Source organism: Pseudomonas sp. NPDC089428, from assembly GCF_044749325.1.
Classification (GTDB): Bacteria; Pseudomonadota; Gammaproteobacteria; order Pseudomonadales; family Pseudomonadaceae; genus Aquipseudomonas.
The window spans coordinates 446482-460325 of the sequence record NZ_JBIVHT010000004.1 but is presented as its reverse complement, the minus strand read 5'-3'; the positions used below and the strand labels follow the sequence as shown (position 1 = coordinate 460325).

Annotated in this window: 20 protein-coding genes; 7 read left to right on the top strand and 13 right to left on the bottom strand. The window is 62.7% G+C overall.

From position 1 onward, the window contains the following. Nucleotides 1-36: 36 nt before the first annotated feature. Nucleotides 37-1047, top strand: coding sequence for an AraC family transcriptional regulator (locus ACIPZ5_RS10975; RefSeq protein WP_400808537.1), 1011 nt, complete (start codon nt 37-39; stop codon nt 1045-1047). Here the strand turns inward: ACIPZ5_RS10975 and ACIPZ5_RS10970 are convergent. The 7 genes from ACIPZ5_RS10970 to ACIPZ5_RS10940 all read right to left on the bottom strand — a co-directional run bounded on the left by ACIPZ5_RS10970 (nt 1044) and on the right by ACIPZ5_RS10940 (nt 7469). Then, the gene (locus ACIPZ5_RS10970; RefSeq protein ID WP_400808535.1) at nt 1044-2054 is read right to left on the bottom strand and encodes a YeiH family protein; all 1011 of its coding nucleotides are present in this window, start codon (nt 2052-2054) and stop codon (nt 1044-1046) included. The genes ACIPZ5_RS10975 and ACIPZ5_RS10970 overlap by 4 nt on opposite strands. Next, entirely contained in the window at nt 2051-2377 is a 327-nt protein-coding gene (locus ACIPZ5_RS10965) for a Rieske 2Fe-2S domain-containing protein (RefSeq protein ID WP_261940047.1), read from the bottom strand. The genes ACIPZ5_RS10970 and ACIPZ5_RS10965 overlap by 4 nt, the downstream gene beginning before the upstream one ends. Then, the gene (locus ACIPZ5_RS10960) at nt 2374-3027 is read right to left on the bottom strand and encodes a DsbA family protein (RefSeq protein WP_400808532.1); all 654 of its coding nucleotides are present in this window, start codon (nt 3025-3027) and stop codon (nt 2374-2376) included. The genes ACIPZ5_RS10965 and ACIPZ5_RS10960 overlap by 4 nt, the downstream gene beginning before the upstream one ends. Continuing rightward, entirely contained in the window at nt 3024-4328 is a 1305-nt protein-coding gene (locus ACIPZ5_RS10955) for an MFS transporter (RefSeq protein ID WP_400808529.1), read from the bottom strand. The genes ACIPZ5_RS10960 and ACIPZ5_RS10955 overlap by 4 nt, the downstream gene beginning before the upstream one ends. Before the next feature lie 183 nt (nt 4329-4511). Continuing rightward, nucleotides 4512-5564 (bottom strand): 3-keto-5-aminohexanoate cleavage protein, encoded by a 1053-nt coding sequence (locus ACIPZ5_RS10950; protein WP_400808526.1) that lies wholly within the window; start codon nt 5562-5564, stop codon nt 4512-4514. A gap of 62 nt (nt 5565-5626) precedes the next feature. Then, nucleotides 5627-6475 (bottom strand): TauD/TfdA dioxygenase family protein, encoded by an 849-nt coding sequence (locus ACIPZ5_RS10945; protein WP_400808524.1) that lies wholly within the window; start codon nt 6473-6475, stop codon nt 5627-5629. A 13-nt stretch (nt 6476-6488) separates the two neighbouring features. Further along, entirely contained in the window at nt 6489-7469 is a 981-nt protein-coding gene (locus ACIPZ5_RS10940; RefSeq protein ID WP_261940052.1) for a quinone oxidoreductase, read from the bottom strand. Nucleotides 7470-7688: 219 nt separating this feature from the next. On the opposite strand from ACIPZ5_RS10940, the gene ACIPZ5_RS10935 reads away from it, so the two are divergent. Next, the gene (locus tag ACIPZ5_RS10935) at nt 7689-7895 is read left to right on the top strand and encodes a hypothetical protein (protein WP_400808521.1); all 207 of its coding nucleotides are present in this window, start codon (nt 7689-7691) and stop codon (nt 7893-7895) included. Between the two features lie 63 nt (nt 7896-7958). On the opposite strand, the gene ACIPZ5_RS10930 is transcribed toward ACIPZ5_RS10935, so the two are convergent. Then, nucleotides 7959-8384: a MerR family transcriptional regulator gene (locus ACIPZ5_RS10930; RefSeq protein ID WP_261940054.1), complete on the bottom strand. Its 426-nt coding sequence runs from the start codon at nt 8382-8384 to the stop codon at nt 7959-7961. A gap of 100 nt (nt 8385-8484) precedes the next feature. On the opposite strand from ACIPZ5_RS10930, the gene ACIPZ5_RS10925 reads away from it, so the two are divergent. Together ACIPZ5_RS10925 and osmE are read left to right on the top strand one after the other, a co-directional pair. Then, nucleotides 8485-9720, top strand: coding sequence for an NADH:flavin oxidoreductase/NADH oxidase family protein (locus ACIPZ5_RS10925; protein WP_400808519.1), 1236 nt, complete (start codon nt 8485-8487; stop codon nt 9718-9720). A 39-nt stretch (nt 9721-9759) separates the two neighbouring features. Continuing rightward, nucleotides 9760-10125, top strand: a complete 366-nt coding sequence (osmE, locus tag ACIPZ5_RS10920) for an osmotically-inducible lipoprotein OsmE (RefSeq protein ID WP_400808516.1) — start codon at nt 9760-9762, stop codon at nt 10123-10125. Between the two features lie 16 nt (nt 10126-10141). Here osmE and ACIPZ5_RS10915 read toward each other — a convergent pair whose 3' ends face one another. Further along, a complete protein-coding gene (locus ACIPZ5_RS10915; RefSeq protein ID WP_400808514.1) occupies nt 10142-10471 on the bottom strand; it encodes a hypothetical protein in 330 nt (109 codons plus the stop codon). A gap of 219 nt (nt 10472-10690) precedes the next feature. Beyond that, on the bottom strand, nt 10691-11059 hold the full coding sequence (locus tag ACIPZ5_RS10910) for a hypothetical protein (RefSeq protein ID WP_400808512.1): 369 nt from the start codon (nt 11057-11059) through the stop codon (nt 10691-10693). A 248-nt stretch (nt 11060-11307) separates the two neighbouring features. On the opposite strand from ACIPZ5_RS10910, the gene ACIPZ5_RS10905 reads away from it, so the two are divergent. After that, nucleotides 11308-11622: a hypothetical protein gene (locus ACIPZ5_RS10905; RefSeq protein WP_400808511.1), complete on the top strand. Its 315-nt coding sequence runs from the start codon at nt 11308-11310 to the stop codon at nt 11620-11622. A gap of 64 nt (nt 11623-11686) precedes the next feature. On the opposite strand, the gene ACIPZ5_RS10900 is transcribed toward ACIPZ5_RS10905, so the two are convergent. Further along, complete coding sequence (locus ACIPZ5_RS10900; protein ID WP_261940060.1) at nt 11687-11848, bottom strand: hypothetical protein; 162 nt, start codon at nt 11846-11848, stop codon at nt 11687-11689. 498 nt (nt 11849-12346) lie between these two features. On the opposite strand from ACIPZ5_RS10900, the gene ACIPZ5_RS10895 reads away from it, so the two are divergent. Then, the gene (locus ACIPZ5_RS10895; protein ID WP_261940061.1) at nt 12347-12583 is read left to right on the top strand and encodes a hypothetical protein; all 237 of its coding nucleotides are present in this window, start codon (nt 12347-12349) and stop codon (nt 12581-12583) included. Between the two features lie 46 nt (nt 12584-12629). Then, nucleotides 12630-13016 (top strand): hypothetical protein, encoded by a 387-nt coding sequence (locus ACIPZ5_RS10890; protein WP_400808626.1) that lies wholly within the window; start codon nt 12630-12632, stop codon nt 13014-13016. Here ACIPZ5_RS10890 and ACIPZ5_RS10885 read toward each other — a convergent pair. Together ACIPZ5_RS10885 and ACIPZ5_RS10880 are read right to left on the bottom strand one after the other, a co-directional pair. Then, entirely contained in the window at nt 12970-13125 is a 156-nt protein-coding gene (locus ACIPZ5_RS10885) for a hypothetical protein (protein WP_400808509.1), read from the bottom strand. The genes ACIPZ5_RS10890 and ACIPZ5_RS10885 overlap by 47 nt on opposite strands. Nucleotides 13126-13306: 181 nt before the next feature. Then, the gene (locus ACIPZ5_RS10880; RefSeq protein WP_400808507.1) at nt 13307-13573 is read right to left on the bottom strand and encodes a hypothetical protein; all 267 of its coding nucleotides are present in this window, start codon (nt 13571-13573) and stop codon (nt 13307-13309) included. Nucleotides 13574-13844 lie beyond the last annotated feature (271 nt).

The following is a 13844-nucleotide window of genomic DNA, read 5'->3' as shown; positions in this document are numbered from 1 at the left end:
TATAAATCACAGACCGCCTGACGGAAAACAATAAAAATGCCCGCCCTAGTCCGTGCCGCCAGCCTGACCAATTACCTCGAAGTGTCCCGCCATGTGGGCCTGAACCCCAACGCCCTGCTCGCCCAGGTCGGCCTCAGCGCCGCCCTGCTCGACGACCCCAACCGGCGTATTCCGGCGGCCAACGTGATAACCCTGCTGGAAGAGTCGGCCCGTGCCAGCGGTTGCGAAACCTTCGGCCTGCGCATGGCCGAATCGCGCCAGCTCTCGGACTTCGGCGAGATCAGCCTGCTGCTCAGCCACCAGCGCAACCTGCGTGATGCCCTGGAAGTGATCGTGCAGTATCGCCACCTGCTCAACGATGCGCTGGCCATCCACGTCGAGGAAGCCGGCAAGACCGTCATCATTCGCGAAGAAGTGATCAATGAACGGGCGCCGTGCAGCCGCCAGGCCACCGAGCTTGCCATCGGCGTGATGCTGCGCCTGTGTGCGGCGCTGCTGGGTGCCCAGTGGCACCCGATCAGCGCCAACTTCACCCATGCCGCACCCGCCGACCTGGCCATCCACCGGCGTATCTTCGGCTGCAAGCTGGTGTTCGGCAGCGAGTTCAACGGCATCGTCTGCCCCGCTGCCGACCTCGACAGCGCCAGCCCCCAGGCCAACGAGGCCATGGCGCGCCTGGCGCGGCGCTACCTGGACACGCTGCCGGCCGGCGGCACGCCGTCACTGGAACTGGAGCTGCGCAAGACCATCTACCTGCTGCTGCCCATGGGCCGCGCCACCATCGAGCAGGTGGCGCAGACCCAAGGCATGAATGTGCGCACGCTGCAACGGCGCCTGGAAGAAGACGGGCTGACCTTCAAGGACATGATCAACACCGTGCGCCGCGACCTGGTGATGCGCTACCTGGAAAACCCCAGCTATTCGCTGGGGCGCATCGCCGACATGCTCGGTTACTCGATGCCCAGTTCGTTCACCCGCTGGTTCATCGCCCAGTTCGGCATGCCGCCGGCCAGCTGGCGGGCACAGCATGCCGAACAGGCGCCTTAGAGGCCCCAGTGCATCAGCGCCAGCACCAGCAAAACGAGGAACACGCTTTCCCCTACCATCAGCGCGATGGGCTTGAGCCCCACTGAAGCCAAGGCCTTGAGCTGGGTCTTCATGCCCAGGGCGCTGATGGCCACCACCAGGCAGCCACGCGACAGGTCATTGATGCCGCCCTGTACTGCCACAGGCACCCAGCCGGTGCTGTTGACGCAGGCCAGCAGCACGAAGCCGACGGCGAACCATGGCAGCAATGGTGGGCGCTGGCCACTGGCATCCAGGCCCTGACGGCGGGTGATCATCGCCGCGCAGACGATCACCGGCAGCAACATGGCCACGCGCATCAGCTTGACCACCGTGGCGATGTCGCCGGTTTCGGTGGACATGCTGTAACCGGCACCGACCACCTGGGCGACGTCGTGGATGGTGGCCCCGAGGAATACCCCGGCCTGCCCCGGCGACAGATGCAACCCATTGGCAATCATCGGGTAGAGGATCATCGCCAGGGTCGACAACGCCGACACGCCAATCACCGTGAACAGCGTGGCGTGTTCCTTGCGCGGGTGCTGGGGCAACGCCGCCGCCAGCGCCAATGCCGCAGAGGCGCCGCAGATGGCCGTGGCACCGCCGGTCAACAGGCCGAACAACCGGGAAAAACCCAGCGCCTTGGCTGCAATCACCGACACCACGATGGTCACCAGCACCAGGATGACCACCAGCGCCACTGGCCTCCAGCCAAGGCTGGCGATCTGGCCGAGGGTAATGCGCATGCCCAGCAGGGCCACCCCCAGGCGCAGCACGCCGCGGGCAGTGAACTCGATGCCAGCCTTGCACGGTCCGTCGACGGCCAGGAAGTTCAGGGCCATGCCCAGCAACAAGGCAAACAGCATCACCGGCGCCGCATAGTGCTCACTGAGAAAGCTCGCCGCCGCGCCCACGATCAGGCTGACCGCGATGCCTGGGGCCAATGCGCGAATGCGGTGCTGCGCCGCCGTGATCGCCAGCGTGCTCATTGCCCGCCCTCCTCGTTGCCCAGCACGATGTACACCTGCTGGCCCTGGCATTCGACCGGGTAGCTGTTGACCTTCAGCGCCCTGGAGTTGAGCAGGTAGCCGCTGGCCAGGTCGAAGCGCAGGCCATGGGCGCAGCACTGGATGACCCGGCCCTCCAGGCGCCCGCCGCACAGCGAAGCGCCCTGGTGCGGGCAACTGTCGTCGATCGCGTACAGGGTATCGGCCACATTGAACACGGCCAGGCTCTTGCCGTGGCTTTGCACCAGCACACGCCCGTTGCGCTCGGGGACCTGGCTCGCGGCCAGGGCGATCCGCCGGGTCATGCCGGCACCTGCACTTGCAAGGCTTCGAGCATGGCCGCGAACAGCACATCGGCCGGTTGCGCGCCAGCGATCAGGCGGCCCTCATTGAAGCGAAAACGCGGCACCGCGCTGCCCGCGCGCCCGGCACCGTCGAGGAACGGGCTGCCATCGTCACGCAGGCAGTCGACCACTTGCGCCGCCTGCAACCCGCAGGACTGGGCAATGGCAAGCAGTGTCCGGCTGTCGCCCAGGTCACGCCCCTGATGAAAGTAGGCAATGAACAACTGTGCCAGCAAGGTTTCAAGCCGCCTGGCGCCAAGCAGGCCGGATGCACGTTGCAACAGGCGGTGGGCATTGGCGGTATTGGGCATGCGGCGGATGCGCGTGAAGTCGATGTCTTCGCCGACCACGCTGGCCGCTGCACGCACCTGCGCCTGGCGCTCGCGCACGGCCTGCTCGCTACCCAGCCGCTGCACATAGAACGCGTGGAATGGCACGCCATTGGCCGGCAGGCCAGGCAGCAGTTGCACGCCGCGCCACTGCAGGTCCACCTGCACCTGCGGCTGTTCGCGCTGCAACAGCAACAAAGCGGCCTGCAATTGCCGCTGACCAATCAGGCACCACGGGCAAATGAAATCGAATAACACTTCAACCGATAACGTCTGTTTCACGAACTCAACTCCTCGGTACGGCTGACCGATGCTTGCAGACGCTCCATGTCGCGGTGGTAATGGCGTTTGCCGATGAAGAACACGGCGGCAGCGGCGATGCTCACCAGCGGCACCAGCTGGAACGCAGCGTGCAAACCGATCAGGTCAGACACCCGTCCGGTGATCAGCGGGCCGGTGGCCAGGCCCAACAGGTTGTTGGCCAGGGTCAGGGTGGCGAACGCCGTGCCATGCACGGCGGCGTGGGTCAGGTTGGCGACCATGGCGCTGGACGGGCCATTGGTGCCGACGGCGATCATCATGCCCAGGCAGATCAGCACCAGTTGCGCGGTGCCCACCGGCAGCGCAAAGGCCAGCGACAGCAGCAGGCAACTGCCCAGGCAATAGCCGATGGCCAGGCTGATCTTGCGGTCCGGGCGCTGCCTGCCCAGGCGGTCGCAGAGCATCGCGCAGAGGATCGTGCCGATGCCGCTGCACAGCACGATCACTGCGGCAATGGCCCCGGCGCGATCAGTGCCCATGGCGTAGTAACGGTTCAGGTAGCTGGGCATCCAGACGATCACCGTGCCACCGACGAACAGTTGCAGGCCGCTGCCGATGTACGCGGCGATCACCGAGCGCGAGCCATACAAGGTGCGCAGCGGGCGACTCGCCTTCAGCTGCGCCTGTTCGGCGCAGTTGGCGGTGATGCGGGCTTCCTTGACGATCAGCGGGTACAGCAGCGCCAGCACCAGGCCAAACAGCGCCATGCCGGCGAACGCCCAGCGCCAGCCCAGGTGCTGGGCCAGGACACCGCCCAGGGCCATGCCCAGCACCGAGCCGAACATGCCACCGGCCATGAAGGCGCCGGCCAGGGTCGAGCGCATGTCGCGGGGGAACACCGCCACCACCACGGCAATGCCGACGCTGCCGTAGGCGGCCTCGCCGACACCCACCAGGAAGCGCGCGATGAACATCTGCGGGTAGTTTTCTGCCAGGGCGCAGCCCAGGGTCGCCAGGCTCCACAGCACGGCCATCAGTACCAGGCTGCGGACCCGGCCGAAGCGGTCGGCCAGCAAGGACAACGGGAAGGTCAGCAGGCCGACCATCAGCGCGACAATGCCACTGAGCAGGCCGAGCTGGCTGTCGCTAAGGGCCCACTCGCCCTTGAGCAGCGGGAACACGGCATTGAGCACCTGGCGCGACATGTAGTCGGAGATCAACAGGCCGAAGGTCAGGGCGAAGACGACCCAGGCATAGCGCCGGGGGACGCTGTGCAAGGTGTCGGTGCCGGGTGCCTGGGCACTGGCGAGATAGGTGGCCATGGTGCCTCCTCGGGGTATCTGGCGTGGGGTTGTTCTTGTTTTTATGGATACAGCCAAAAATCATTACTGCCTGTTCTGGCCTCTTCGCGGGCAAGCCCGCTCCCACAGTTACTGCACAGGCCTGAGTGATGTGCAGAGCCTGTGGGAGCGGGCTTGTCCCGCGAAGAGGCCAGTCCTGCTTTGTCAGGCCCGCTGCGGCACGCCCTTCTGACCCTGCTGGCGATTCGGCGCCATGCCGTTGGCCTTGAGCGTCTGCTCGATGCTGGTGTACTGCTCGCCAATGCGGTAAATGGCCCGGGCCTCTTTGCCGTTGGCCACTTCCCGGCCCAGTTCATGGGCCACGCGCACGGTCTGCTGGATCTGCTGCACCGAGCCGAAGCGCTTGCCGTGCTGGTCGATGATGGTGTCTTCGTTGCCGCAGCGCGGGTGCAGGCCCATGGCCAGGGCCATGGTGTTGAACGGCAACACGTTCTTGAGCAACGACTCGGCCGTCAGCGTGCAGCCATCTGGCGCGCGGTGGATGAAGTTGAAGAAGTTGAACGGGTTGGGCCCATCAAATCCGCCACCGATGCCGATCCAGGTCAGGTTCAGCGGGCCCATGTAGTCGCCACGGCGAACGATGCGCTCGAGGGTTTCCAGGGCATGCATGCCGGTCAGCTGGAAATGCGGCTGGATGCCACTGGCCTGCAACCGGCGCAGGTGTTCGCGGACCCAGGCCGGGCCGGCAGGCACGGTCATCTCGCTGTAGGCGGCGTGGATCGCCGGGTGAGCCAGGGAGGTGCCTTCCAGGTACTGCGGGTACAGCAGCTCCATGATGTTCATCTGCGTGGTGTTGATTGCCACGGTCACCTGGTCGGGGCGCGGCGTCAGCTCGGCGAGCATGTGCCGGGTGTCGTCGGACAGCCACTTGGCCGCCTCACCCTCGCCTTCGGGGGCGAAGGAAATCGAGCCGCCGACCTGGATGATCATGTCCGGCACCGCTTCACGCACACCGGCGATCAGTTCGTTGAACTTGGACAGGCGCTTGGAGCCTTTGCCGTCCAGTTCGCGCACATGCAAGTGCAGCACGGTGGCACCGGCTTCGTAGCAATCGACGGCCTTCTGCACCTGCTCATCCATGGTCAGCGGGATGTCTTCGGGGAAGTCCTCGGGCATCCATTCCGGGCCGTACGGGGCGACGGTGATCACCACCTTTTCCATGTTTTCCGGGTGCAACGAATCATCGAAGAATTGCATGCAGTAGTCCTCGCTATTGTTATTGTGCTGTGCGCCGCGCGCCTGAGTGTGCGGCGGGTGAATCAGAAGGTGCGGCTGCCCTTGATCCCCGCGCGCTCCATCTTGCGATGGCACGGTGGGTAGTCCATGACCGCGTAATGCTGGGTGCTGTGGTTGTCCCAGATCGCCACGCTGTTGGGCTTCCAGCGCCAGCGCACCTGGTACTCGGGCAGGTAGGCCTGGCTGACCAGGTAGCGCAGCAAGTCGGCGGCACCGGGGTTGGCGTCCTGGCCGAAGCGCACGCGCTGGGGGGTGTGGTAGTTGCTGAAGTGGGTGGTGAAGGCGTTGACGAACAGTACCTGCTCGCCGGTTTCCGGGTGGGTGCGCACCACCGGGTGCTCGGCGTCGGGGAACTGCGCCTTGAGCGCCAGGCGCTTGTCGATCGGCATGGCGGCGCCGAAGCTGGCTTCGATGCTGTGGCGTGCGCGCAGGCCTTCGACCTTGGCTTTCACGTCGGCGGGCAGGTTCTCATAGGCCAGCACCATGTTTGCCCACATGGTGTCACCGCCCACCGGCGGGCACTCGACGCAGCGCAGCACGCAGCCCATGGGCGGCGCTTCGCGCCAGGTGGCGTCGGTGTGCCAGGCGTTTTCATAGCGGTCGTTGGGCTGGTCGGGGCGTTTGTAGATCTGCACCAGGCCAGGGTGCTCCGGGTCGCTGCCGGCCACCGGGTGATCTTCCAGCTCGCCAAAGCGCCGGGCAAAGGCCACGTGTTCGGCACGGCTGAAGTGCTGGTCGCGCAGGAACAGCACACGGTGCCTGAGCAACTGCGCGCGCAGCTGCTCGAACAGGTCGTCGTCATGGATCGCGTCAGCCAGGTTGACGCCGCTTATCTCGGCACCGATCGCACAGGTCAGTTGTTCGATGTGCATGCTGTTGCCCTCTTCAGATGACGAAGATCGACGAGCCGGTGGTCCTGCGCGCTTCCAGGTCGCGATGGGCCTGGACGGCGTCCTGCAGGGCATAGTGCTGGTTGATCTCGATACGGATGCGGCCGCTGCTGACGTGGTCGAACAGCTCGCCGGCCAGGTCGGCCTTTTCCGCAGGGTCGGCAATGAAGTCGGCCAGTGCCGGGCGGGTCAGCTGCAGCGAACCCTTGATCGCCAGCAACTGGGGATCGAACGGCGCAATGGTGCCCGAGGCGGTCCCCACGCAGACCATCAGGCCACGGCGCTTGAGCGAATCGAGCGAACCCATGAAGGTGTTCTTGCCAACGCTGTCGAACACCACGTTTACGCCGACGCCATCGGTGAGCGCGCGCACGCGGCTGGCCACGTCCTCGACGCTGTAGTTGATGATGTGATTGCAGCCATGGGCGCGGGCGACCTCGGCCTTGGCCTCGGTGGACACCGTGCCAATCACGTTCAGCCCCAGCAGCCGCGCCCATTGCGCGACGATCAGGCCGACGCCGCCCGCAGCGGCATGCAGCAGCACGGTGTCGCCGGGCTTGAAGGCGTACAGCCGGCGCATCAGGTAGGCCGCGGTCAGGCCACGCATGGTCATGGCGGCGGCGGTTTCGAAGGCGATGGTTTCCGGCAGCTTGATCAGCGCCGCAGCGGGGATCAACCGCTCGGTGCAGTAAGCGCCGAGCGTATTGAGAAACCCGGTGTAGGTCACCCGGTCACCCACCGCCACCTGGGTCACACCCTCACCTACCGCCTGCACCACGCCGGACGCTTCCACGCCGATGCCATTGGGCAGCGGGATCGGGTAGGTACCATTGCGAAAGTAGGTGTCGGCATAGTTCAGGCCAACCGCCACCTGACGCAAGCGCACCTGCCCCGGGCCGGGCTCACCGACCTCGGCATCCTCGTAGCGCAGCACTTCGGGGCCACCGGTCTGATGGAAACGTACGACTTTGGACATGCTTGTCTCTCCAATCATCGATCTGGACGCAAGGCGTCAGTTCTGGGTAATTGGAATGTAAGCGCTCGGGGTACAGGATGCTTCGCATCGGGCGACAGCGGGTTTTCATTTGATGACAGATTGCCGCGCCTGACGCTGCAATCTTTTCTTCATGAGCCGCCTTGATGGCTATCAATGGCCCGACTAATACTTAGGTCTCTGCCTGGGGAGGCACGAAAAATGCAACCGAGATTCGTTATCGTTCCAGCTGTGCCCGTCGAAAAGACGTCCTTTCGCATCGGCAGCCGGTACTACGCGGCGACCGTTTGCGGCGGTTTCGACATCTATGACAATCAGGAAAAGCAGCGGCTCAAACCCAGTTATCCGAACAAGACGGACGCCGAGGCGCAGTGCCGCAGCCTGAACATGGCAGAGCGCGTCAGGTAGCCCGCGACCTTGCCCGCCATGCGTGAGGGCCGGCAAACCGGCTCTCGCTGCAGAACGCCCGCATCAGCACTGCGCCTTGTCGGCCTCTCCTTCCTGCCACCCGGCAATCAGGCGCTGGGCATTTTCGGCGCAATCCATGCCCTGCGGTTTGCTCTGCATGCCTGCGATCACTGCCAGCAATTGCGCACGGTTCTGCGCCAGGCGCAGCTGCATCGCTTCGATCTCGGCCACCTTGCGCTTGAGGCTCGCCAGCAACAGATCATGCCGAGCCGACTCGTCGCCAGAGGCGCTGGTCAGTTTGCGCATTTCCTCGAGGCTGAACCCGGCCTGCTGGCCACAGGTGATGATTTCCAGCGACCTCACCACCTGTTCCGGATAATCCCGATAACCGTTGCCCAGGCGCCGGGCCTCGATCAGCCCGCTGGCTTCATAGAAACGGATGCGCGATGCGCTAAGGCCCGTGCGCCGGGCCAGTTCGCCTATTTTCATGCTCTGTGAAATTCCCTGTTGACCTTAAGGTTTACTTTAACCTTAGCCTTCTCCAAAACCCAACCCGCCCGACGCCTGGCGCTAACTTGGAGAACCCCCCATGTCCCCGTTCCAGCCCCTGCGCTTGCCCAATGGCAGTGTCATCCCCAACCGCATCGCCAAGGCGGCCATGGAAGAAAACCTCGCCAACCAGGATCAGACCCCTTCCGATCAGCTACTGCGCCTGTATCAGGCCTGGGCCGAAGGCGGCGCGGGCCTGCTGCTGACTGGCAACGTCATGATCGACCCCAGCGCCATGACCGGCCCGGGTGGCGTGATGCTCGATGACAGCCAGCAGTTGCAGCGTTTTCGCCAATGGGCCAACGTCGGCCGCGCCCAGGGTGCGCAATTCTGGATGCAGATCAACCACCCAGGGCGCCAGATGCAGGCCAACCTCGGCCAGCCAACCGTGGCGCCCTCGGCCGTAGCGCTGGACATGGGCGGGTTGTCGAAGCTGTTTCCGCAACCCAAGGCCCTGGACGAAACCGAAATCGCCGCGCTGATCCAGCGCTTCGCCAGCACGGCGGCACTTGCCGAACAAGCCGGCTTCAGTGGCGTGCAGATCCACGCTGCCCATGGCTACCTGCTCAGCCAGTTCCTCTCGCCGCTGACCAACCGGCGCCAGGACCGCTGGGGCGGCAGCCTGGAAAACCGAGCGCGGCTGCTGCTGGAAGTGGTCAAGGCCGTGCGTGAGGTGGTGTCACCGGGTTTCAGCGTGGCGGTCAAGCTCAACTCGGCCGACTTCCAGCGCGGCGGCTTCGAACCTGCGGATGCACGCCAGGTCGTGCTGTGGCTCAACGAACTGCCTGTGGACCTGGTGGAGCTGTCCGGCGGCAGCTACGAAGCACCGGCCATGCAAGGTGATGCCCGGGACGGCCGCACCTTGGCGCGGGAGGCCTATTTCCTCGAGTTCGCCCGTGAGATCGCCGCGATCGCCCGCATGCCGGTGATGGTCACCGGGGGCATCCGCCGCCTGCCGGTGGTCGAGCAGGTCCTCGCCAGTGGCGTGGCCATGGCCGGCATCGCCACCGCGCTGGCTGTCGAGCCCAACCTGCCCCGGCGCTGGCAAGCTGGCGAAACCAAGGCCCTGGCCGAGCTGCCGCCGATCCGCTGGAAGCGCAAGGCGTTCGCCGCCCTGGCCTACATGGCGCTGGTGAAGTTGCAGATGCGCCGGCTGGCTGCAGGCAGCAAACCCAAGGCCAAGGCCTCGCCACTGCGGGCACTGCTGCTGGAGCAGTGGTGCACGCTGCGCCGGGTGAAGCAATACAGGCGTATGATGAATAGCCGACTGGATTGATGCTGTTCCGTAACGGCGTTCTCTGACGGGAGCCCTGCCATGAACAAATCAACTTGTGCGCTGATGCTGGTATTGGCAGCGCTCACGGGCTGTTCAAGCAATTCATCGCTCTACCATGACCAACCGTTGGTTGCCAAAGTCGAAACCGGCATGAGCAAAGCGCAAGTACTGAAAATTGGCGGCAAACCGAGCGCCGAGTCCGAGCGCACGGCAGTGCCGGGTACTTGCTTCGATTACATGCTTACCCAGCCTGGGCAAAAGCAACAGCCCTACATGGTCAGCTTCGACCAGGCCGGCAAGGTCGACAAGACCAGCTTCATGACCTGCGCCGAATGGAGCAATGCGCAGCACACGTCCCGGCAAGCGTTGCCCAGCATGGGCGGCATGGGAGGTGCCGGCTACTGATGCCATTGACAGCGGGTTACTCCAGGCACTCTTTAGCGGCCATGCGCAACTTGTCACTCGACAGGAAACTCCCTTTATAGAAAGTTGCGCGGCTGCCTTCGTGATATTCAACGACTTCCAGCACTTCGTCTGAAGTCACCGCACTGGGCGCGGTCAACCGATACCCGTGGTTGATGGACTTTTGCGTGGTCTGGGGGGACAGCGCCTGCCACTTTGGCAGGACACACGCAGCGTAATCTTCCGGGGATTTTGCAGTCAGCTTGCTGGCGGTAGGCTTGCCTGGGTTTGCGCAAGCGGCAAGACTGGCAGCGAGTACAGAACACAACAGGATGCGAAAGGTTGGCATTTGCAATTAACCAGAATGGAACTTGAGCCATTCTAGCCGGGATCGAGCCGCAGAAGTAATCCACCAAGGTCGTGTCCTGGGCTGATGGCGATGGCGCAAGACTTCAGTCGAATGGGCAAGCCGGCTGGTTCCCTTAGAATGAAAAACGCTGATGGATCAGCGCCCATCGCAAAAAGCCCGCTCTCATGTGCGGGCTTTTTGCTCTTGCAGATCAACACGTCAGGCTTTTTTGCACATCAACGCAGCGTCGAGCAGCCTGCCATGGTCGTACCAGGCATCGCGCTGGTAGGCGGTGAACTGGCGCTGGGCTCCCGTGCCGCTTAGTTCGACCAAGCCATCAGCCTTATTGGGGTCGGTACTTTCGACATACAGTTTTACCGAGTTGTCGCCGTCGACTTCATAGGTTTTCACGTTGCCTTGAAGTTCGCCTTTGACGCACCCCAGATAGGCTGGCGTGCTTCTATCGGTGGTGCCAGACGTATAATCATGGCTATTTCGTACATCCGGGTTCTGTGCGCACCCGGCCATGAACAACGTGGCGAAAGTGGTAAACAGTACTGCGCCTGCGACCGATCTTGAGCTCTTCACGCGACACGCTCCTGCTGCCCCATCTGGAACTTAGGAAAGAGTTGCCAAGCACGCGCCCTTTTTTGGTTTTCATTGGCCCATGGTACTGCGCAATCTGCGCAGCACCATAGGCTTGTTTGCTATATGGGAGAGGGTCGGTTACCGGCCGCTTTTTTTGCTTTCGCGTTATTTCTTTAGCCGAGCGGAACGATTTCAACTCGCCATGATTCTGATGCGTATCGACCGTTACAAACGCTCAGGAGACAACCATGGTGTGGTGGCTGGAAATACTCGCCCAGTACGTGACCTCCACCGGCCTCGCCGTGTTTTGCATCTTTGTGTTCTGGGCCTACACGCTGGCGTTTGGCAGGACATACATCAAGTTGCTGTCGGCTGCGCTGGCCGTGGCATTGCTGGGTATTGCCGCCGTTCCCCACGGGGCGAGCTTCGCCTTAAGCCACAAGACACTGCTGGGGGATGGCAGCGAATTCCTGTTGCTGATCGCAGACGCAATGGGTGTGATCAGTGCCGTGATAGTTGCATCGTTCTTTTACGACCCTGGGCGGTTGCTGGATGAAGCATGACTGCCCGGCAGGCTATTCGCCCAACCCTTGGTCGGTGAGCGAATAGCCGTCTATTTCAGTGCTATCAGCGTGGGCCGCCACCGTGCCCGCCACCCATCATGCCTGGGCCGCCATGCCCACCACCATGCCCACCACCGCCACCTGGCGGCATGAACATCCAGCAACCTGCCAGCGTGGATACCAGGGCAACCACCACGGCTGCACGCACTACCTGCTTCAACTTCATACAACACTCCAAAAGGCAAAAACCGGTGCCCTGCCTGATTCCAGGCAGGGCAGCGCCGCCAGTGTAATTTCCCGACCGGCCAGCCTGTGCGAGCTTTTCCATTTCTTTACAGTTGCGTGAAGCCAATGCGGCCTTGCGTCAGTAGCGACGATAGTCCTGGTGCCCCCCACGATCTTCATCGTAGTAATGCCGGTGATGATGGCCTCCGTCGTGCCAGTACGGCCAGCAGCCACTGAGCAACAACAACCCTGACAACACGACAACCCATGCAGTCTTGCGTTTCATGTGCATACCTCCGGCCAGGCGAAGCAAGGCCTTGCATACGTTGGACTGCGCCAGGACGCAAGGTTCGGGCCGGGGGCCGGCCGCTGATCTTGTTTCATGAAGGCATGCCAAAAGCGGTTGGCTGTCCACCCATCCAGCGTGGATAAAAATGCAGATAACAAACCGATTTCGGCGGTAGTACTGTCAGGTCTCGTCCATTCCAGGGAGAGAAACATGAGCATTCGCAGCCTCGCCAAAAACCTTCCAGCAGACCCTGACAATGAGGGCTGTGTGCTTGGCTGGGGTGTTCTACGCGCCGTACATCCGTGGCACTTTGTCGACGTCTATGCCGACCAGAAGACCGCCAGGGCCGAGGCACAACGCCGTGGCGATGGCTACGTGGTGGAATTTGGCTCGCACCGGCTCGGCTCGGATGAATTTGTCTGTGGGGTAACGCTGCCGGAAGGATGACAAGGCGCTCGTCCAGTGCCAGCGCCTTGAAACCTGTGTTGATCTCGTGTTGATTCGTTGTTCAGGCTTCATCTGGCTGGCGGGCATCGCCAGGCGCCCGCGGGGCCCTCAGCAACAAGGTAAAGCTGCCAGTAAGGTGCTGACGCAGCTCTTTGGGCATGAAGAAAGCAAAATGCACAAGCCACGAACCATCGCCCAGCAAGAACGCTTCACGGCGATAAAGAGTGACTTGTTGTTCGGAAACACCGATGCACGCGGCTATAAACGAGTCGCTTGGTTCTTCGTCCACTGGGGAACCCCCGAGCCTGCGCAGTCAATGACGCTGTATGGTATGGCCATGTCCGGTAGCAAGCGCCGGCACTGTTCATCACATCTTTGCTGTTCGCTCATTTTTTCCACTGAACCTTGGAAACGCCATCAGGAGAACCGGTGACACCGGATGCAACGTGCTGAATGTGGCCGCCATGCTGAAGGAAGATTTCGATTTGCTCGCAGAGGCGTTGGTGGGCTTTGTGGGCCGCGCTGGGGTACGTCTGGTACATGTTGGCGTCTCGGTTGTGAGCCACTGAAAGACAGTCACCCGAGCAATGACTATACACCCTGTTTTGAAGTCAGGGGCTGTACCGAGGCAACCCCCTGTGTTTATCGACCAAAGGCAGGTGGGAGATGCACTCCAAGTTCGCTGGTGACAGACCACAGCGCAGACCTGACAAGCAACCAAACTCAAGGTTTGGGCAGGTAATAATGGGGGTACAGCGCCATGTCGCGTTCCAGCTTTTCAGCGTCAGTCACTCGCTTGCGGACCTCGGCATAGAATCGCTGGCTCTGGTTTTGAAAATGCCTGAAATCTTGCTCAGCTGTCTCAATGGCTCCCTTCAGCGCTTGCCCCCTCAGCCCGTCGGTAAGCCGCTGCGATGAGATATACCTCTGCCAGCAGGCCTCGACCTGCAACAGCCCTTGCGCGAAGACTTCAGTGTCGATAGTCGCCATTGGTGCACCCTCTTTGGGCCATTCAAGGCCCGTCGGTGTGAATCGCCAGAGCGACGATAGCTTGATGAAGCTCGGTCACAATCAGCTTCGGCTCGAAGTGTAGTCTATCTCGGGCCAGGCACAGGGCCTCATTGCCTTGAGCGCAAGGCGGGAGCGTTCCCCGTGCTCATGGATCTGACCGGCCACACTCGTGGATCGATGAGCGATCAGCGTCGATGGCTCTTCCGATTGACCCCGTAACCGCAGCGACTTGACCAGCCGACTTGTCGTT